Annotated in this window: 20 protein-coding genes; 13 read left to right on the forward strand and 7 right to left on the reverse strand. The window is 64.9% G+C overall.

What is annotated here, in order from left to right; all coding sequences use genetic code 11:
* The first annotated feature begins 11 nt into the window (after nt 1–11).
* Nucleotides 12–893, forward strand: a complete 882-nt coding sequence (locus QMX96_RS03905; RefSeq protein ID WP_173925095.1) for an ABC transporter permease subunit — start codon at nt 12–14, stop codon at nt 891–893.
* Complete coding sequence (locus QMX96_RS03910) at nt 890–1,783, forward strand: ABC transporter permease subunit (protein WP_043863430.1); 894 nt, start codon at nt 890–892, stop codon at nt 1,781–1,783. Before QMX96_RS03905 ends, QMX96_RS03910 begins: the two co-directional genes overlap by 4 nt.
* Before the next feature lie 102 nt (nt 1,784–1,885).
* Here the strand turns inward: QMX96_RS03910 and QMX96_RS03915 are convergent, their stop codons facing one another.
* Nucleotides 1,886–4,258 carry a penicillin acylase family protein gene (locus QMX96_RS03915; protein ID WP_282361200.1) on the reverse strand — a complete coding sequence of 791 codons (2,373 nt, stop codon included), beginning with the start codon at nt 4,256–4,258 and terminating at the stop codon, nt 1,886–1,888.
* Between the two features lie 100 nt (nt 4,259–4,358).
* Between QMX96_RS03915 and QMX96_RS03920 the strand changes: the two genes are divergently transcribed.
* Nucleotides 4,359–4,907: a sugar O-acetyltransferase gene (locus QMX96_RS03920; protein WP_282361201.1), complete on the forward strand. Its 549-nt coding sequence runs from the start codon at nt 4,359–4,361 to the stop codon at nt 4,905–4,907.
* On the opposite strand, the gene QMX96_RS03925 is transcribed toward QMX96_RS03920, so the two are convergent.
* A complete protein-coding gene (locus tag QMX96_RS03925) occupies nt 4,904–5,461 on the reverse strand; it encodes a DUF6436 domain-containing protein (protein ID WP_043863433.1) in 558 nt (185 codons plus the stop codon). The genes QMX96_RS03920 and QMX96_RS03925 overlap by 4 nt on opposite strands.
* Before the next feature lie 163 nt (nt 5,462–5,624).
* Here QMX96_RS03925 and QMX96_RS03930 point away from each other — a divergent pair, with 163 nt between their 5' ends.
* Nucleotides 5,625–6,554, forward strand: coding sequence for an alpha/beta hydrolase (locus QMX96_RS03930; protein ID WP_043863434.1), 930 nt, complete (start codon nt 5,625–5,627; stop codon nt 6,552–6,554).
* Here QMX96_RS03930 and QMX96_RS03935 read toward each other — a convergent pair whose 3' ends face one another.
* Nucleotides 6,555–7,304 carry a DUF2059 domain-containing protein gene (locus QMX96_RS03935; RefSeq protein ID WP_043863435.1) on the reverse strand — a complete coding sequence of 250 codons (750 nt, stop codon included), beginning with the start codon at nt 7,302–7,304 and terminating at the stop codon, nt 6,555–6,557. It lies immediately after the preceding gene.
* 114 nt (nt 7,305–7,418) lie between these two features.
* Here QMX96_RS03935 and QMX96_RS03940 point away from each other — a divergent pair, with 114 nt between their 5' ends.
* Nucleotides 7,419–8,051 (forward strand): 2OG-Fe(II) oxygenase, encoded by a 633-nt coding sequence (locus QMX96_RS03940; protein WP_282361202.1) that lies wholly within the window; start codon nt 7,419–7,421, stop codon nt 8,049–8,051.
* Between the two features lies 1 nt (nt 8,052).
* Entirely contained in the window at nt 8,053–8,541 is a 489-nt protein-coding gene (locus tag QMX96_RS03945; protein ID WP_229588982.1) for a DUF523 domain-containing protein, read from the forward strand.
* Here the strand turns inward: QMX96_RS03945 and QMX96_RS03950 are convergent.
* Nucleotides 8,538–9,077, reverse strand: coding sequence for a transporter substrate-binding domain-containing protein (locus QMX96_RS03950; RefSeq protein WP_043863438.1), 540 nt, complete (start codon nt 9,075–9,077; stop codon nt 8,538–8,540). The two genes, QMX96_RS03945 and QMX96_RS03950, sit on opposite strands and share 4 nt — an antisense overlap.
* A gap of 229 nt (nt 9,078–9,306) precedes the next feature.
* On the opposite strand from QMX96_RS03950, the gene QMX96_RS03955 reads away from it, so the two are divergent.
* Complete coding sequence (locus QMX96_RS03955) at nt 9,307–9,780, forward strand: DUF4399 domain-containing protein (RefSeq protein WP_043863439.1); 474 nt, start codon at nt 9,307–9,309, stop codon at nt 9,778–9,780.
* A 70-nt stretch (nt 9,781–9,850) separates the two neighbouring features.
* On the opposite strand, the gene serA is transcribed toward QMX96_RS03955, so the two are convergent.
* Nucleotides 9,851–11,080, reverse strand: coding sequence for a phosphoglycerate dehydrogenase (gene serA / locus QMX96_RS03960; protein ID WP_043863440.1), 1,230 nt, complete (start codon nt 11,078–11,080; stop codon nt 9,851–9,853).
* A 172-nt stretch (nt 11,081–11,252) separates the two neighbouring features.
* Here serA and QMX96_RS03965 point away from each other — a divergent pair, with 172 nt between their 5' ends.
* From QMX96_RS03965 to QMX96_RS03980, 4 genes are all read left to right on the forward strand, one after another.
* Complete coding sequence (locus QMX96_RS03965; protein WP_043863441.1) at nt 11,253–12,650, forward strand: FAD-binding oxidoreductase; 1,398 nt, start codon at nt 11,253–11,255, stop codon at nt 12,648–12,650.
* 38 nt (nt 12,651–12,688) lie between these two features.
* A complete protein-coding gene (locus QMX96_RS03970) occupies nt 12,689–13,354 on the forward strand; it encodes a fumarylacetoacetate hydrolase family protein (RefSeq protein WP_043863442.1) in 666 nt (221 codons plus the stop codon).
* 162 nt (nt 13,355–13,516) lie between these two features.
* On the forward strand, nt 13,517–14,449 hold the full coding sequence (locus QMX96_RS03975; protein ID WP_282361203.1) for an SdiA-regulated domain-containing protein: 933 nt from the start codon (nt 13,517–13,519) through the stop codon (nt 14,447–14,449).
* 77 nt (nt 14,450–14,526) lie between these two features.
* On the forward strand, nt 14,527–15,429 hold the full coding sequence (locus QMX96_RS03980; protein ID WP_043863444.1) for an SdiA-regulated domain-containing protein: 903 nt from the start codon (nt 14,527–14,529) through the stop codon (nt 15,427–15,429).
* An 87-nt stretch (nt 15,430–15,516) separates the two neighbouring features.
* Here the strand turns inward: QMX96_RS03980 and rpiA are convergent, their stop codons facing one another.
* A complete protein-coding gene (rpiA, locus tag QMX96_RS03985) occupies nt 15,517–16,188 on the reverse strand; it encodes a ribose-5-phosphate isomerase RpiA (RefSeq protein WP_058541765.1) in 672 nt (223 codons plus the stop codon).
* Nucleotides 16,189–16,324: 136 nt separating this feature from the next.
* Here rpiA and ilvA point away from each other — a divergent pair, with 136 nt between their 5' ends.
* Both ilvA and QMX96_RS03995 read left to right on the forward strand, forming a co-directional pair.
* Nucleotides 16,325–17,839, forward strand: coding sequence for a threonine ammonia-lyase, biosynthetic (gene ilvA, locus QMX96_RS03990; RefSeq protein WP_054915520.1), 1,515 nt, complete (start codon nt 16,325–16,327; stop codon nt 17,837–17,839).
* Nucleotides 17,840–17,879: 40 nt separating this feature from the next.
* Nucleotides 17,880–18,308, forward strand: a complete 429-nt coding sequence (locus QMX96_RS03995) for a DUF2269 family protein (RefSeq protein ID WP_043863447.1) — start codon at nt 17,880–17,882, stop codon at nt 18,306–18,308.
* Nucleotides 18,309–18,382: 74 nt separating this feature from the next.
* Here QMX96_RS03995 and QMX96_RS04000 read toward each other — a convergent pair whose 3' ends face one another.
* Nucleotides 18,383–19,039, reverse strand: coding sequence for an HAD family hydrolase (locus tag QMX96_RS04000; RefSeq protein WP_043863448.1), 657 nt, complete (start codon nt 19,037–19,039; stop codon nt 18,383–18,385).
* Nucleotides 19,040–19,122: the final 83 nt, after the last annotated feature.

Raw genomic sequence — 19,122 nt, forward strand, 5'->3', positions numbered from 1 at the left:
TTCAGCGATTGATACCCGAAGGGCGTCACCTGGTGATCGGGGTGCCGTTCCTGTGGCTGTTCCTGTTCTTCATGCTGCCGTTCTTCATCGTGCTGAAGATCAGCTTTGCCGAAGCCGACGTGGCGATCCCGCCGTACACCGAGATCTTCACCTACCTCGAAGACAAGGTGCAGCTGGTACTCAACCTGGCCAACTATGGCCTGTTGACCGAGGACGAGCTGTACATCGCGGCCTACCTGGGCTCGTTGAAGATGGCCCTGATCAGCACGATCCTGTGCCTGGCGATCGGCTACCCGATGGCCTACGCCATCGCCAACGCGCGCAAGGAAATGCAGACCGTGTTGCTGCTGCTGATCATGATGCCGACCTGGACGGCGATCCTGATCCGCGTGTATGCGTGGATGGGCATCCTCAGCAACAACGGGCTGCTCAATGCCTTCCTGATGTGGCTGGGGCTGATCGATCAGCCGCTGCAGATCCTCAACACCAACCTGGCGGTGTATATCGGCGTGGTCTATTCGTACCTGCCGTTCATGATCCTGCCGCTCTACGCCAACCTGGTCAAACACGACCAGAGCCTGCTGGAAGCGGCGTCCGACCTGGGTTCGAGCACCTTCAACAGCTTCTGGAAAATCACCGTGCCGCTGTCCAAGAACGGCATCGTGGCCGGCTGCATGCTGGTGTTCATCCCGGTGGTGGGCGAGTTCGTGATCCCCGAGCTGCTGGGCGGCCCGGAAACCCTGATGATCGGCAAGGTGCTGTGGCAGGAATTCTTCAACAACCGTGACTGGCCGGTGGCTTCCGCCCTGGCGGTGGTGATGCTGGCAATCCTGATCGTGCCCATCCTGCTGTTCAACCGCAGCCAGGCCAAAGAGATGGAGGGCAGGGCATGAAGCGTTTCAGTTTCTCCAAACTGATGTTGGTGGTAGGCCTGCTGTTCATCTACCTGCCCATGCTGATCCTGGTGATCTACTCGTTCAACGCCTCCAAGCTGGTGACGGTGTGGGGGGGCTGGTCGGTGAAGTGGTACGTGGGCCTGCTCGACAACACCCAGCTGATGGGCTCGGTGATGCGCTCGCTGGAGATCGCCTGCTACACCGCGGTGGCCGCGGTGGCGCTGGGTACCCTGGCGGCGTTCGTACTGACCCGCGTGACCCGCTTCAAGGGGCGCACGCTGTTCGGTGGCCTGGTCACCGCACCGCTGGTAATGCCTGAGGTGATCACCGGTCTGTCGCTGTTGCTGCTGTTCGTGGCCATGGCGCAGATGATCGGCTGGCCGCAGGAGCGCGGCATCGTCACCATCTGGATCGCTCACACCACGTTCTGCGCCGCCTATGTGGCGGTGGTGGTGTCGGCCCGCCTGCGCGAGCTGGACCTGTCCATCGAAGAGGCGGCCATGGACCTGGGCGCGCGGCCGTGGAAGGTGTTCTTCCTGATCACCATCCCGATGATCGCGCCGTCGCTGGCGGCGGGCGGCATGATGTCGTTCGCACTGTCGCTGGACGACCTGGTGCTGGCCAGCTTCGTGTCCGGGCCGGGTTCGACCACCTTGCCGATGGAAGTGTTCTCGGCGGTGCGCCTGGGCGTGAAGCCGGAGATCAACGCGGTGGCCAGCCTGATCCTGCTCAGCGTGTCGCTGGTGACCTTCATGGTCTGGTACTTCAGCCGCCGTGCCGAAGAGCGTCGCAAGCGCGCGATCCAGCAAGCCATCGAAGAAAGCGCCGCGGATTCGTGGAAGCAGCCGGACGTGCGCCGCGCCACTGCGGCGCAGGTCTCGGCCTGATCTGAAAAAGCCATCGCGGGTCACGCCCGCCCCCACAGGTTTTGCGAACACCGCAGACCCCTGTGGGAGCGGGCGTGACCTGCGATGGGCTGCACAGCAGCCCTAGGGCACCAGCCGCAACGTCCCCTCGGTCTCCCCCGCCAACCCCATCAGCGCCCGCTGATACCTGCCGTCGATATAGTCCTGCGCCTGATCGGCATAGTGCCTGTCGAACACCACGCCGCTCTGCCCGAGCGGGTTGATGCTCAGCGCCGCCCCCGCATCGGCGAAATCGATCACGCGCCGCGTCGATGGCCCGTAGGTCACCGGCCACGGTGCCGGGCCGATTCTGGATGACAGGTTGTTCGGTACCTCATGCGCGCCCGGCGCCGCGAATGGCCCCATGTTGAACAGCAGGTTCAGCGGCTTCTGCGCACCCAGCGGGTGCCCGTGGGTCAACGTGTGCGCCTTGCCCCACTGCCAGTTCGCCGGGTCCTTGCCCAGGGTGGTGCGCAGGTGCGCCAGGGTGTTGTCCCAGGCCAGCTTGACCACCGTTTCGCGGTCACTGTGCGCGTTGCTGCCCTTGCGCGCCCACCACTGCGAATCCACGTCCGCGGCCAGGCGCGGCAGCAAGGTATCCACCATGCGCGTCGACAGCAGCGTCTCGAACCATTCGTCACCGAGCTCGTCATGAGTGGCGGCGCGGGCGAATTCGTACAGCAGCTGGTTGAACAGCGTGGCGCTGGTCGATTCCACCGGGTAGTCGCCGCGCCACGCGGCCAGTTGCTCGACCAGCTCGCGCTCGTGTACGTCGGTGACCACCTGGCGCAGCACCGACAGCAGCGGTGTGAGCAGGTGCGGGCCATAGGCGGTGGCCGTGTCCAGCTGCAACGCCTGGCTGTTGTGCAGGTCCCACTTCACGCCGGGCGAGGCCAGGTTGTTGTTGAGCTGGCGGCCGCGGTCCGGCGGGTTGTAGTAGCCGGGGATGACCATGCCGGTGGGCGACACCGGCTGGAAGTTGGCCGAGACGATGTAGCCCGCGGCGGGGTTCTCCTGCTGCGGGTTGGCGCTGAACGGGTAGAAGCCGAGCTTGTCGGCCTGGGCCGTGCTGCCGTCGAGAATGAACGCCGGGTTTACCCCGTCCGGGCGGATCGGCAACTGCGCTGCCGCCCACCAGCCGATGTCGCCCTGTGCGTTGGCCCATACCAGGTTGAGGCCGGGGGCGTGGATCTTGGCGGCGGCCGCACGCATCCTGTCCAGGGTGTTGGCGCGGTTGATGTCGTAGAAGGCTTCCAGGATCGGGTTCTCGGTTTCCAGGAATGCCCACCACATCGCGATCGGCGTGCCGTTTTCATGCCCACTGACGGCGGGGTTGATGATCGGCCCGTGCGGCGAGCGGCGCAGGGTGAGGGTGAGCGGGTCTTCCCCCTTGATCCGGACCTGCTGCTGGGTGGAGGTGAGGTCGTGCCACTGGCCGTGGATCTTCACCTGTTCGGGATTGTCCGGGTTGACCTGCTCGGCGATCAGGTCGAGGTCGTCGTTCTGGAACATGGTCAGGCTCCAGCCGAACTCGCGGTTGTGTCCCAGCGAGGCGAACGGGTTCAGCGCCTGGTGGTAGCCGTACAGGTGAAAGCCCGGCGCCGACAGTTCGGCCTCGTACCACACCGACGGCACCGAGAAGCGAATATGCGGGTCGCCCGCCAGCAGCGGCTTGCCACTGGCGGTGAGCCTGCCGCTGACGGCCCAGGCGTTGCTGCCCTCGAATTGCGGCAGGCCCGCATCGCCCAGCGCCTGGTGGCTGACCTGGGCGATGCGGCCCAGGCTGCGCCAGTCGGCAGCGGCCAGGTGTGGCGGGGTCTGCACCGCGCCTTCGGGGTCCCAACCCAGGTCGAAGTCGCTGAGGTAGTACTTGCCCAGGTGATCGCGCACGTAGGTCAGCAGCGGCTCGGTACGAAACGCGGCGGCGAAGCTGTAGGCCATGAACCCTGCGATGCTCAGGGTGTCCTCGGCGGTGAACGGGCGCGGTGTGATGCCCAGCACATCGAACTCCACGGGCCTGGGGTGCGAGTCCTGCCAGGCGTTCACGCCCTCCAGGTAGGCTTGCAGGGCCAGCCAGGCCGGGGATTGCCTGTCTTGGCGGGCGACCATGCTGCGCGCCTGCTCGGCAATGCGCAGGCTGCGGAACAGGGTGTCGGTCTCCACCAGCCTGGGGCCCAGTACCTCGGCCAGTTCGCCATTGGCCAGGCGCCGGGTGATTTCCATCTGGAACAGGCGGTCCTGGGCGTGCACGTAGCCCAGTGCGCGGTACAGGTCGGTTTCGTTCTGCGCCTGGATGTGCGGTACGCCGCGCTGGTCGTAGCGCACGCTCACCGGCGCCTGCAGGCCGGCCACGGTGACTTCGCCGGTGCGTTGCGGCAGCTTGCTGTGGGCATACCAGTAGCCGCCGCCGGCGACGGCGGCGATGAGCACCGCAAGAAGGGTAAGGCTGCGTTTCATCGGGGCTCCTTGTGCGAGGATCGTTCCTTGCCCTGGCCGGTCAGATGTTCGGCACAGGATAGACCCTGCAACTTAACCCATCCCAGGAAGCCACGGTCCGATGAACCTCAGTGAAAAGCAGAAAATGCTCGCCGGCCAGCTCTATCATGCCGGCTGTCCCGAGCTGCAGGCCGAGCAGATTGCCAACAAGCACTGGATGTACCGCTACAACCATTCCCCCGAACTGCTCAACGAGCAGCGTCATGCCCTGCTGGTCGAGCACTTCGCCAAGGTGGGGGCAGGCGCGGTGATCCGGCCGCCGTTTCATTGCGACTACGGCTACAACATCACGCTGGGCGCCAACGTGTTCGTCAACTTCAACTGCGTGATCCTCGACGTGGTGCAGGTGCACATCGGCGACGACTGCCAGATCGGCCCCGGTGTGCAGATCCTCACCGCCGACCATCCGCGCGATCCGGCCATCCGCCGTTCGGGGCTGGAGAGCGGGCGCCCGGTGAACATCGGCAGCAACGTGTGGATCGGTGCCGGTGCGCTGATTCTGCCAGGGGTGAGCATTGGTGATGATGCGATCGTCGGCGCGGGCGCAGTGGTGACCCGCGATGTGCCGGCGGGGGCGACAGCGATGGGCAATCCGGCACGGGTACGCTAGCCGGCCCAGGGGCAATAGCAGCCCACCGCCAGGGTGTGGGTGGCGTTCACGCTGCGGCCCTGGGTGAGGGCCAGCAGAATGGGCTCGATGAAGCTGTTGCTCGAATTGCACGTGGCACCCTCGCTGTAGGGGCCGAAGTAGGCGAGCTGGCCGTTGCGGTCCCAGATCGCTACCGCAGGGCTTGCCGGCAGGTGCTCGGCGCCGGGCAGATCGGCCAGTGGCTTGAGCGCGCCGAGGGTGGCGGGCAGTTGGCCGTGGGTACCGGGCTTTTGCACCACGTAGAACTCCACACCCTGGGCGGCGAAGTGCTCGGTCAGCTCGGCCAGGTGCTGCTGGTTGCCGACGTTGCAGGGGCAGGCCGGGTCCCAGAAGTGCACCAGGCGGACGGGGCCGGGGCCGGCGATGTCTTCTGGCAGGCGCAGAGTGTCGCCGGCGAACAGTGCGGTGTGGTTGTCGAAGGGGCGCAGGTAGCGGCCCTGGAAGCTGTCGTAGGCCCACCACAGGCCGGCGGCGCAGAGGAGCAGGGTGAGTCCGGTGAGCAGGTGGCGGGGCATCGGGGGTACCAATTCTGGAAAGGGGTGTATCTTTTCGCCGGCAAGGCCGGCGCCTACGGGCGAGGGGGCGGCACAGGCAACAAAAAAGTCCCCCAGCTTGCCACGCCGTTCGCAACAGATGAATATCACAGGTCAATCCTTTGCCCCGTTGTTGGTAACTTCCATGCCCGCGTCATTCCAGCCCGACTCCCTGCGTGCCAGCCTGCAACCGCTGGCCGCGCGTCAGCCGTTGTCGACCCAGGCGCAGGCGTACCGGCATTTCTACAGCCTGGACATTCCCGGCGTCGACAGCTGGCTGGGGCGTTTCGACACCGCAGGCTTCGAGCTGGTCGCCCAGGTCTGGCTGCCCGCCGCGCCTGTGGCGACGCTGGTATTGCTGCACGGTTTCTACGACCACATGGGCCTCTACCGCCACGCCATCGAATGGGCTCTGGCCCGGCAGTTCGCGGTCATCGCCTGCGACCTGCCGGGTCATGGGCTGTCCAGTGGCGAGCGCGCCAGCATCGATGACTTTGCGGTGTATCAGGACGTGCTGCAGGCGCTGTTCGAGCAGGGCCAGGCGCTGAACCTGCCGCAACCCTGGCACCTGTGTGGGCAGAGCACCGGCGGCGCCATCCTGGTCGACCACCTGCTGCATCACGGCGCGCACAGCCCGGCCCAGGGCCAGGTGATCCTGCTGGCGCCGCTGGTACGCCCGCGTGCGTGGCGCTGGTCGAAATTCAGCTATCAGGTGCTGCGCCACTTCGTCACCGGCATCGAGCGGCGCTTCAGCGACAACAGCAACGACCCTACCTTTTTGCCGTTCCTGCAGGCCGACCCGCTGCAGCCGCGGCGCCTGCCCACTGCCTGGGTCGGGGCGCTGATGGCGTGGGTCAAGCGTATCGAGGTGGCGCCATGCAGCCCGCGCCAGCCGCTGATCGTGCAGGGGCAGGCCGACATGACTGTGGACTGGCCGTACAACCTTGAGGTGCTCAAGGCCAAGTTCGCCGAACCGCAGATTCTGCTGATGCCCGAAGCCCGCCACCACCTGGTCAACGAGCTGCCGGCAATACGCCGAGACTACTTTGCCTTCATCGGCCAGCGCCTGGGCTGATCACTGCAGGTCGGAGGTGCTCTGACCGACCGCCAGGCCAGCCCGGATTGCGGCCAGGGCGGCGGCATAGTACGCCTTGCCTTCGGGCGATTCGGCAAAGCTTGCAAAGGCGTCGAGTTCGGCATCCGACAGCCCGCGATACACATACAGCAGGGTGTTGTTCAGGTCGGCCTCGATCTGCTGCATCAGGCGCTGGCGCTGCCCGTCGAGCAGGCCCTGGGCCTGGCTGCCACCGAGCAGGCCGGGGATCATCTGGCTCAGGCTGTCGGCCGCCACCCCGGCAATCGCCAGGCTGACCTCGGCACCGGCCTCGCGGGCCGGCAGGGCCTGGGCCAGGTGGCCGATGATCAGCAGGCGGCTGTCGCTGGCCTCGATCTTGGGCAGGCCCTTGGCATTCTTGGCCAACTGGTCACGGCGGGTGGCCAGCAGCTCGGCCGCCACGATCTTGCGCCCCAGGGGGGATTGAAAAAACGCCAGCGCAGGCTTGGGGTCGCTGAGGTTGGCGCGCAACTGGGCTTCGGCGCGGCGGTCGACGGCGGTGGGTTCGAAACGCTGGTTGCTGTTGTTCACCAGGGCCTGGAAGACTGCAGGCGGCAGGCTGCTGCGATAGCGCTGCTGGGCGGCATCGAGGGCATCGGTGAAGTGGGCGCGCTGCTCCGGCCACCCGGCAACCTTGTACAGTTGGTCGTGGGTATCTGCCAGGACAGGCGTGGTGCAGATCATCAACAGCAGAAAAAACAAACGGCGCATTCAGGACTCCTGTCGGCAGGCCGCTATTGTCCGTGGCCCGGCGGGGCTTTGTCGAGACGCCAATGCACACTCTCGGCCAAGTGGCGCTGTCGGTTTTGCTGGCGGCTCGATACTATGCGCGGCATGCAGATATCCCTTGATCACCCCTTGCTGTCGCGCATCGTCGACGACCTGGCCACCCGTGGCTGGTCGCAGCACGACCTGTTCCTGCCGGCCCCGCTGACGCGGGCACTGGCGGCCGAGGGCCGCCGCCGCGCCGCCGAGGGCGAACTGGCCCCTGCGGGGGTCGGGCGAGGGCCCGCGCAGGAAGTGCGCGAAGGTATTCGCAACGACCATATCCAGTGGCTCGAACCCGGTGACTCGGACGCCTGCGACCAGTACCTGGGGTTGATGGACGGCCTGCGCGAAGCGATGAACCGCGGCCTGTTCCTGGGCCTGGAAGACTTCGAGTGCCACTTCGCCCTGTACCCGCCCGGCGGCTTCTACCGCAAGCACCTGGACCGCTTTCGCGACGACGACCGGCGCATGGTCTCGGCGGTGATCTACCTCAACGAAGACTGGCTGCCCGAACATGGCGGGCAGTTGCGCATGACCCTCAAGGACAATGTGGAACACGATGTGCAGCCGACCGGCGGTTGCCTGGTGGTGTTCCTCTCCGGCGAGATCCCCCACGAAGTGCTGCCGGCCAACCGCGAGCGGTTGTCGCTCACCGGCTGGTTCCGTCGGCGCGGCAACGAGCCCTTCTAGCATGCACAAGGTTCTGGTCAGCGCCTGCCTGCTGGGGCAGCCGGTGCGCTATGACGGTCGCGCCAGCGGGCATCCGGATGTGCTCCAGGGCTGGCAGCGGGAGGGTCGCGTGGTGCCGTTGTGCCCCGAGGTCGCCGGCGGCCTGCCGACCCCGCGGCCACCTGCGGAAATTCCCGGTGGGCAGGGCAGTGCGGTGCTGGAGGGCCAGGCCCGGGTGGTGACGGTAGCCGGCGAGGACGTGACCGCGCCGTTCGTGCAGGGCGCACACCTGGCGCTGGCACTGGTGCAGCGCCACGCCATAAGGGTGGCCGTGCTCAAGTCGGGCAGCCCGTCCTGTGGCAACCGGCTGACCTATGACGGTACGTTCAGCGGCACCAGGGTGGAAGGTGAGGGCGTGACCACGGCGCTGTTGCGCCGGGCCGGGGTGCAGGTGTTCAGCGAACTGGAGCTGGACGCGGCCGTGCAGGCCCTGGATGCCCTCGACGCCTAAGGTGCGTCGGTGTCCACGGCAGCATCCGCCGCCTCGGTGTGGGTCTGGGCCTGGGGCTCGACAGCGGGCCGCGCCGCCTGCTGCGCCAGCTCGGTCATGCGCCCGTTGTCCTTGATGCGCTGCAGGGCGGCGTTCAAGGCTTTCTCGAAGGCCGGGTTGTCCTTCTGGAAGGGCATCACATAGCGTTTGTCGTCGTCGCCGTCGGTATAGGGTTCGCTGACACCCAGGCGCTGCTTGAGCTCGGGGCTGGCGGTGATCTGGTCCAGGGCGATGTCGTAACGGCCGCTTTCCACACCGTCCAGCAACTCGTCATGGTCGACGGGCACGAACTCCACCCCTACATCCAGCTCCTTGGCCAGCGCCTGGCCCAGCCCGATCTCGAAGCCGGTCCACTGGCCTTGCTTGCGGATATTGGTCGAGGAATCGGCGCTGATCGCGATACGCAGTTCATTTCGATCGTTGACCTCGTCGATCAGCTCGGCATGGGCCAACGGGGTCAGCAGGGCCGTGAGCAGTACCCCAATAGTCAAACGCATCTAAGCCCCTTTCCTGGTCTTTGGCAGTGAGTCCGGTCGCCGCGACTTTTTGTGTGTGTCGCGGTCGAACAGTGTCTAGGACCGCACTTGGCCGAGGATGTTAGATGCCAGGGAAGATTTTTCCGTGGCGTTTTTTAAAGCTTGCCTTGGCGCAATTGATCTATCGTAATGAACCGTTGCCCTGGTATTCAGGGGTAAGGGTTACCGAAGTAAATCACAGGAGAAGTGAATGAAGAGCCTATTTTCGCGTGCTGCCGTCGCTGGTTTGTTGATGGGCGTGTCCGCGCTGGCCGCCGCCGAAGGCCTGGTGAGCCAGGCACCACCCAAGGATGCCAAGGTATTCATCGTTTCCCCGGCCGATGGCGCCACCGTCGACAAGACCTTCACCGTCAAGTTTGGCATCGAAGGCATGGAACTCAAGCCGGCCGGCGACGCCACCCCGCATAGCGGCCATCATCACCTGCTGGTGGACGTCGACAAGGCGCCGGCTGCCGACCAGGTGCTGCCCACCAGCCTGATGCCGGAAAACGGCCAGCCGCTGCCCGCCGGCCCGCAGGTACTGCACTTTGGCAAGGCGCAGACCGAAACCCAGCTGACCCTGGCCCCTGGCAAGCACACCCTGCAACTGGTGCTGGGCGACAAGTTCCACGTGCCGTTCAAGCCAAGCGTGGAATCGAAGAAGATCACCGTGACCGTGAAGTAAATCGCGGGCATGAAAAAAGGCGACCCGAGGGTCGCCTTTTTCATTTGTATCGGTGTTGCCGGCGAAGCGTTTAGAACAGCACGCGCGAACGGATGGTGCCGTTGATGTGCTGCAGCTTCTCTTGCGCCAGGTCCGAGTACTCGGCATCGACGTCGATCACCACGTAGCCGACCTTCTCGTTGGTCTGCAGGAACTGACCGGAGATGTTGATCGAGTTTTCCGCGAACACCTTGTTGATCTCGCTGAGCACGCCCGGAATGTTCTGGTGGATGTGCAGCAGGCGGTGCTTGCCCGGGTGCGCCGGCAGGGCCACTTCAGGGAAGTTGACCGACGACACGGAGGTACCGTTGTCGCTGTACTTGACCAGCTTCTCGGCCACTTCCAGGCCGATGTTGGCCTGGGCCTCGGCGGTGGAACCACCGATGTGCGGGGTCAGGATCACGTTGTCCAGGCCACGCAGCGGGCTTTCGAACTGCTCGTCGTTGGAGCGCGGCTCTACCGGGAACACGTCGATGGCGGCGCCGATCAGGTGCTTGTCCTTGATCGCGGCGGCCAGGTGGTCCAGCTCGACCACGGTGCCACGGGCGGCGTTGATCAGGATCGCGCCCTTTTTCATCGCGCGGATTTCCTTCTCGCCGATCATCCACTGGGTGGATGGCAGCTCAGGAACGTGCAGCGAGACGATGTCGGCCAGGCCCAGCAGCTCGTGCAGGCTGGCGACCTGGGTCGCGTTGCCCAGCGGCAGCTTGGTCAGCGGGTCGAAGAAGAACACCTGCATGCCCAGGCTTTCGGCCAGTACCGACAGCTGGGTGCCGATCGAGCCGTAGCCGACGATGCCCAGCTTCTTGCCACGGATCTCGAAGGAGTTGGCCGCGCTCTTGATCCAGCCGCCACGGTGGCAGGAAGCGTTCTTCTCGGGGATGCCGCGCAGCAGCAGGATCGCTTCGGCCAGTACCAGCTCGGCAACCGAACGGGTGTTGGAGTAAGGCGCGTTGAACACGGCGATGCCGCGCTCGCGAGCGGCGTCCAGGTCGACCTGGTTGGTGCCGATGCAGAAACAGCCGACAGCGACCAGTTTCTTGGCGCAGTCGAAGACCTCTTCGGTCAGCTGGGTGCGAGAGCGAATGCCGATGAAGTGGGCATCGGCGATCTTTTCCTTCAGTTGCGCGTCCGGCAGGGAGCCGGTGAGGTATTCGATGTTGCTGTACCCGGCGGCCTTGAGGACGTCCACGGCGGATTGGTGGACGCCTTCGAGGAGAAGGAACTTGATCTTGCTCTTATCGAGAGAAGTCTTGCTCATCTGCGTAAACCTGTGTCCCGGAGAAAAATGGCAGGGAAAGAAGCGCTCGCAGCATCGGCTTTCGGCACGATCTGCGGGGGTGCGTATGCTAGCATAGGCACCCCTGTTTACGCCCATCCCTGGCACGTGAAACGTGCTCAGGGTGACCATGAATTGTTCGAGAGTTCTGTAGATGACCGATCGTGCGCTGTTGGATGAGCTGATGACCCTGGTTGAGCCTGGAAAGGTCCTGACCGACGCTGCTTCACTTGATGCGTACGGCAAGGACTGGACCAAGCATTTTGCTCCAGCCCCTCTGGCCATCGTGTTCCCCAAGAGCACCGAACAGGTTCAGGCCATCGTGCGCTGGGCCAACCAGCGCCAGGTCGCCCTGGTGCCGTCGGGCGGGCGCACCGGCCTGTCGGCTGCCGCAGTAGCCGCCAATGGCGAAGTGGTGGTGGCGTTCGACTACATGAACCAGATTCTCGACTTCAACGAATTCGACCGCAGCGTGGTATGCCAGCCTGGCGTGATCACCGAGCAGCTGCAGAATTTTGCCGAGGACAAGGGCCTGTACTACCCGGTCGACTTCGCGTCGGCAGGTTCCAGCCAGATTGGCGGCAATATCGGCACCAATGCCGGCGGTATCAAGGTGATTCGCTACGGCATGACCCGCAACTGGGTAGCTGGCCTCAAGGTCGTGACCGGCAAGGGCGACCTGCTCGAGCTGAACAAGGACCTGATCAAGAACGCCACCGGCTACGACCTGCGCCAGCTGTTCATCGGCGCCGAAGGTACCCTGGGCTTCGTGGTCGAGGCCACCATGCGCCTGGACCGGGCACCCAACAACCTCACCGCGATGGTGCTGGGCACGCCTGATTTCGACTCCATCATGCCGGTGCTGCACGCCTTCCGTGGCAAGCTCGACCTGACCGCCTTCGAATTTCTTTCCGACAAGGCCCTGGCCAAGGTGCTGGGCCGCGGCGACGTGCCTGCGCCGTTCGAGACCGATTGCCCGTTCTACGCGCTGCTGGAATTCGAAGCCAGCACCGAGGAAGTGGCCAACGAAGCCCTGGCCACCTTCGAGCACTGCGTCGAGCAGGGCTGGGTACTGGACGGCGTGATGAGCCAGAGCCAGCAGCAACTGCAGAACCTGTGGAAGCTGCGCGAGTACATCTCCGAGACCATCTCGCACTGGACCCCGTACAAGAACGACATTTCGGTAACCGTGTCGAAGGTGCCGGCGTTCCTCAAGGATATCGACGCGATCGTCGCCGAACGCTACCCCGACTTCGAGGTGGTGTGGTACGGCCACATCGGCGACGGCAACCTGCACCTGAACATCCTCAAGCCCGACGACATGAGCAAGGACGAGTTCTTCTCCCGTTGCGCGGTGGTCAACAAGCAGGTGTTCGAGACGGTAGAGAAGTACAACGGCTCGATTTCGGCCGAACACGGCGTGGGCATGACCAAGCGTGACTACCTGACCTACAGCCGTTCGCCGGTCGAGATCGAGTACATGAAGGCAGTGAAGGCGGTGTTCGACCCCAACGGGATCATGAACCCGGGCAAGATCTTCGCCGTCGAGTGAACCCCGCAGCGCCAATAACATCGTTCCAGGAGTCGGCAATGAACTATCAGCACCAGTATGTAGACGGCACGCGTACTCATCTGCCGGTGGGCAAGGTGGTGTGCATCGGTCGCAACTACGCCGAGCACGCCAAAGAGCTGGACAACCCGATTCCGACCGAGCCGCTGCTGTTCATCAAGCCGGGCAGTTGCGTGGTATCGCTGGAAGGCGGGTTCAAGATCCCGGCCGAGCGTGGCTCGGTGCACTACGAGGCGGAAATCGCGGTGCTGCTGGGCAAGTCGCTGTCGCCGGCGCCTACCGAAGAAGAAGTGCTCGACGCCATCTCCGGCTTCGCCCCGGCACTGGACCTGACCCTGCGTGACCTGCAGGCGCAGCTCAAGGAAAAGGGCCTGCCCTGGGAGCGCGCCAAGTGCTTCGACGGCGCCTGCGTGCTGACGCCCTTCGTGGTTGGCAGCACATTCGAGGACCTGGCCGATATCGGCATTCGCCTGAGCATCAACGGCGAGGTGCGCCAGGACGGCAACAGCGCGCTGATGCTCAACCCGATCGTGCCGATGATCCAGCACATGGCCTCGCAGTTCGCGCTGCAGGCGGGTGACGTGATCCTCACCGGTACGCCGGCCGGCGTCGGGCCGCTGAGCGCTGGCGATGAGCTGGTGCTGGAACTGCCCGGTGTGAGCCGTTTCGAGGGCAGCGTTCGCTGACCTGCCCCGGGTGGCAGTCGATAGCCGACTGCCACCTTTTCCCCGGCCTTTGATCGGGCGTTGCCGTTTTTTTCACAAATGATCCGGATAATCCCCGCGAATCAACCTTGTGAACGTGCCTGCGTGTTGCGTGCCAGGCTAAAAAAACAACGGGAATACCTGATGGCCACACCTTATCCTTCCAGCGGTTCGCTCCCTCCTGTGCGCAAGCGTCGTCTCCTGTTGCGCTGGTCTACCTGGCTGGTGACGGCTGCGGTGATCGGCTATGGCGTGGCCATCGCCATGCACTGGGACGACCGTGGCCTGCTGTGGCTGCAGGAGCGTTTCGAGTCGGTGAGCGAACAGCAGGCCAGTATCTGGCTGCCGGGCTATACGGTCGATATCGACGCCAAGGTGCTGCCGGGCATGGAGGACGACGAGGCCTCCGACGTGGCCTACGACCCCCAGCGCAAGACCCTGTTCGCCGTCATGGGCAAGAACCCGTTCCTGGTCGAGCTGACCCTGGGCGGCGATGTGCTGCGCAAGCTGCCACTTCACGGCTGGAGCAACCCCGAGGGGGTTGCGGTGCTGGCGGACGGGCGGTTGGCCATTGTCGACGAGCGTGATCACACCATGACCATCGTCAGCCTGGACGACAGCACCCAGGCACTGAACATCAAGGATTTCACGCAATACGACCTGGGCCCTTCGGCCAATCAGAACAAGGCCTTCGAGGCGATTGCCTGGGACCCGCGCAACCAGCGCCTCGTGCTGGGCGAGGAGCGTCCGCCGCGGCTGTTCACCTGGCGCACCGATGGCCGTTCGCCGCTGACCGGCGACAAGCAGCCGCTGCCCAGTGACGAGCTGGACCTGCGCAACCTCTCGGCGCTGGGGGTCGACCCGCGTACCGGGCACATGCTGGTGCTGTCGGCCGACTCGAACATGCTGCTGGAGCTGGACGAGCGGGGCGAGCAGGTCAGCTTCATGACCCTGCTCGGCGGTTTCAACGGCCTGAAAAAGCGCATCCCTCGCGCCGAGGGCGTGGCCATGGACGACCAGGGCACCCTGTACATCGTCAGTGAGCCGAACCTGTTCTACCGCTTTCGCAAGCAGTGACTCCCGCATAGTGGCATTAAGCTTCGATTCAGTTGGCTATGGTTAGATGACGCCCGAACCCTGCCGAGTCTTCCCGAATGCGTCGTTACCTGCCCCTGGTCTTTCTTGTTTTCAGTCTGCTGGCCCTTGCCGCCCTGGGCGTGGCGGGGCAGCAGCACCGCGTGTTCGAGCGTGCCTGGTTCGACCTCAAGGCCTGGTGGCAGCCGGCCGAGCAGGGCATGGGGCTGAGCCGCTACCAGGTGGTGGTCGAGGCACGTCCGGTCGAGGGGCTGCAGGCGGATATTTCGGCGCTGACCTTCGACCCGGACCGCAACAGCCTGTACACGGTCACCAACAAGAACCCCGAGCTGATCGAGCTGTCGCTGGAGGGGCGCATCGTGCGGCGCATCCCCCTGACCGGTTTCGGCGACCCCGAGGCGGTGGAGTATGTGGGGCCGGGCAGTTTCGTGATCACCGACGAGCGCGAGCAGCGCCTGATCCGGGTGCATGTGGCGCCCGATACCGCGTTCCTGGATGCCAAGGATGCCGAGCAGCTTACCCTGGGCATCGGCCTGAACGGCAACAAGGGTTTCGAAGGGCTGGCCTACGACTCGGGCGGCAAGCGCCTGTTCGTGGCCAAGGAGCGCGACCCGATGCTGATCTACGAGGTGCACGGGTTTCCCCATGACAATCCGGAGCAGCCCTATGCGGTGCACGTGGTGCAGGACCGCAAGCGTGATTCGCGGTTGTTCGTGAGAGACCTGTCGAGCTTGCAGTTCGACGAGCGCAGCGGGCATCTGCTGGCCCTGTCGGACGAATCGCAACTGGTGCTGGAGCTGGACGTGAAGGGCAAGCCGATCAGCAGCCTGTCGCTGCGCAAGGGGTCTGCCGGGTTGAAGGCGAGCGTGCCGCAGGCCGAGGGGATTGCGCTGGACGATGCCGGGACGCTGTATGTGGTGAGCGAGCCGAACCTGTTCTACGTATTCAGGAAGACCGAGTAGGCTGTATTGCGGGTCAAGCCCGCTCCCACAAGATCACACCGAACCTGTGGGAGCGGGCTTGGCCCGCGATGAGGCCGCCCCGCAAGCTTACTTGGTCAGGGTCTTCACGCCGTCCGCGGTCCCCAGCAGCAGCAGGTCCGCCGGGCGCGCCGCGAACAGGCCGTTGGTCACCACGCCCACGATCGCGTTGATCTGGGTTTCCAGCTCCACCGGGTTGGTGATCTGCAGGTTGAACACGTCCAGGATGATGTTGCCGTTGTCGGTCACCACGCCTTCGCGGTACACCGGGTCGCCGCCCAGTTTCACCAGCTGACGTGCCACATGGCTGCGCGCCATCGGGATCACCTCGACCGGCAGCGGGAAGGCGCCCAGTACCGGCACCAGCTTGCTCGCGTCGGCAATGCAGATGAAGGTCTTGGCCACGGCCGCGACGATCTTCTCGCGGGTCAGGGCTGCGCCACCGCCCTTGATCAGGTTCAGGCGCTCGTCGCTCTCGTCGGCACCGTCCACATAGAACTCCAGGTCGCTGACCGTGTTCAGCTCGTACACCGGAATGCCGTGGCCCTTCAGGCGTGCAGCCGTGGCCTCGGAGCTGGCGACCGCACCATCGAACGCACCCTTGTGCAGCGCCAGGGCGTCGATGAAGCAGTTGGCGGTCGAACCGGTGCCGACGCCAACGATGCTCTTGTCATCGAGCTTGGGCAGAATGAAATCGACAGCGGCCTGGGCGACAGCCTGTTTGAGTTGGTCCTGGGTCATGCGGGCTCCGGAGCGGGCAGGGGTATCGTGAGGGCGCGTAGTATAGCGGCTAAAACCACAGACTGGCTGTGGTCGCCCGACCAGGCGCTGCGGTAGACTCCGAGGCCCCGCCCAGCTGCCCAGTGATGCGTTCCCGATGCTCGAACAGTACGTCAAGAAGATCCTCACCTCGCGCGTCTATGACGTCGCCGTCGAAACCCCGCTGCAACCGGCCGGCCAGCTCAGCAAGCGCCTGGGCAACCACGTGCTGCTCAAGCGCGAAGACCTGCAGCCGGTGTTCTCGTTCAAGATCCGCGGCGCCTACAACAAGCTGGCGCAGTTGAGCGCCGAGGAACTGGCGCGGGGCGTGGTCACCGCCTCGGCCGGCAACCATGCCCAGGGCCTGGCGCTGGCCGCCCGTGAACTGGGGATCAAGGCCACCATCGTGATGCCCAAGACCACCCCCGAGATCAAGGTCGAAGGCGTGCGCTCGCGGGGCGCCAAGGTGGTGCTGCATGGCGATTCGTTCCCCGAGGCGCTGGCCTACTCGCTCAAGCTGGTGGACGAAAAGGGCTTCGTCTATATCCACCCCTATGACGACCCGCACACCATCGCCGGGCAGGGCACCGTGGCCATGGAGATCCTGCGCCAGCACCCCGGGCCGCTGGACGCGATCTTCGTGCCGGTGGGCGGCGGCGGCCTGATCGCCGGCATTGCCGCCTACGTCAAATACCTGCGCCCCGAGATCAAGGTGATCGGTGTCGAGCCGGACGACTCCAACTGCCTGCAGGCCGCCATGGCCGCCGGCGAGCGCGTGGTGCTGCCGCAGGTGGGCCTGTTCGCCGATGGCGTGGCGGTGGCGCAGATCGGCCAGCACACCTTCGACATCTGCAAGGATCATGTGGACGAGGTGATCACCGTCAGCACCGACGAGATCTGCGCGGCCATCAAGGACATCTACGACGATACCCGCTCGATCACCGAACCTGCCGGCGCGCTGGGCGTTGCCGGCATCAAGAAATACGTTGAGCTGCGAGGTGTGACCGGGCAGACCCTGGTGGCCATCGACTCCGGTGCCAACGTGAACTTCGATCGCCTGCGCCATGTGGCCGAGCGCGCCGAACTGGGCGAGGGCCGCGAGGCGATCATCGCAGTGACCATCCCCGAACAGCCGGGCAGCTTCAAGGCGTTCTGCGAGGCCATCGGCAAGCGCCAGATCACCGAATTCAACTACCGCTACCACGCCGACGGCGAGGCGCACATCTTTGTCGGGGTGCAGACCCACCCCGACACCGACCCGCGCAGTGCCCTGCTGCACAGCCTGACCGCGCAGGGTTTCCCGGTACTGGACCTGACCGACAACGAGCTGGCCAAGCTGCACATCCGCCACATGGTGGGCGGGCACGCTGCGCGGGTCAGCGACGAGCTGGTGCTGCGCTTCGAGTTCCCGGAGCGGCCGGGGGCGCTGTTCAACTTCCTCAACAAGCTGGGTGGGCGCTGGAACATCTCGATGTTCCACTACCGCAACCATGGCGCGGCCGATGGTCGCGTGGTGGCCGGGCTGCAGGTGCCGGATGATGAGCGCCACCTGGTGCCGGCGGCACTGGCCAAGATCGGCTACCCGTACTGGGATGAAACCGACAACCCGGCGTACCGGCTGTTTCTGGGCTGAACGGCTACGCTGTTGGGCAACGCCTGAGGAATAAGAAGACATGGAATTGCTGACAAGCCTGAAAATCGCCCACGTACTGGCCACGGTCGTGCTGCTGGGCAGTGCCCTGGGCCTGGCGCTGTGGGTCTGGCTGGCACGACGCAAGGGTGACGTGACTGCGCACACGCGCCTGTTGCAGCGGCCTTTGCTGTTCGTATGGTTGCTGATGGGCGTATGCCTGGTGAGCATGCCGTTCAGTGGCTGGTGGCTGGTGCACCTGATCGGCTGGCCATTGGGGCAGACCTGGGTGCTGGGCTCCAGCCTGATCTATACGGTGGGGGCGTTCTGCTGGTTCTGGCTGAGTGTGCGCCTTAACCGGCTGCGCACGGCGCCGGGCGCAGGCAACCCGAAGGTGACGCTGGGCCTGGCGGTGTTCTGCGCCGTGTGCTTCATCGCGATTGCCGGGCTGATGGGTGCAAAACCCGTCTGATGCCTTCGCCGGCAAGGCCGGCTCCTACACCCGTTGCGCTGTAGGAGCCGGCCTTGCCGGCGAATGGTCACACCTCAATCGCGCAGGCTGATCACCGGCCAGCCGCGTTTCTCGGCTTCGGCACGCAGGGTCGGGTCCGGGTTCACCGCCACCGGGTTGGCCACCTGCTCCAGCAGCGGCAGGTCGTTGATCGAGTCGCTATAGAAGTAGCTGTCGTCCAGGTTCAAGCCATTCTCTTCGAGCCAGCGGTTCAGGCGCGTCACCTTGCCTTCACGGAAGCACGGCACGTCGATGCTGCGCCCGCTGTAGCGACCGTCGACCATCTCGCACTCGGTGGCCAGCAGGGTCTCCACGCCCAGGCGCTGGGCAATCGGGCCGGTGATGAAGCGGTTGGTGGCGGTGATGATCACCAGCTTGTCGCCTGCGTCACGGTGCTTTTGCAGCAGCGCCAGGGCCTGGGGCAGGATGATCGGCTCGACGCAGTCGCGCATGAAGTCGCGGTGCCATTCGTCGAGTTGCGCCATTTCGGTCCTGGCCAGGATCTCCAGGGTGAATTCAAGGTACGCGCCCTGGTCCAGCTTGCCGGCCAGGTAGTCCTGGTAGAACGCATCGTTGCGGTTCTTGTAGGCGATGGGGTCGAGAATCCCGCGTTCGCACAGGTAATCGCCCCAGGCGTGGTCGCTGTCGCCACCCAGAAGCGTGTTGTCCAGATCGAATAAAGCCAGGCGCATCGAAGTCACTCGCATAACATCTGAAAAGGCCCACAGAATACGGACTTTTATCTGCTATGCACATAAGGTGGAGCGGCGCGTTG

It is taken from the genome of Pseudomonas sp. PS01300 (assembly GCF_029960155.1).
GTDB classification, from domain to species: Bacteria; Pseudomonadota; Gammaproteobacteria; order Pseudomonadales; family Pseudomonadaceae; genus Aquipseudomonas; species Aquipseudomonas palmensis.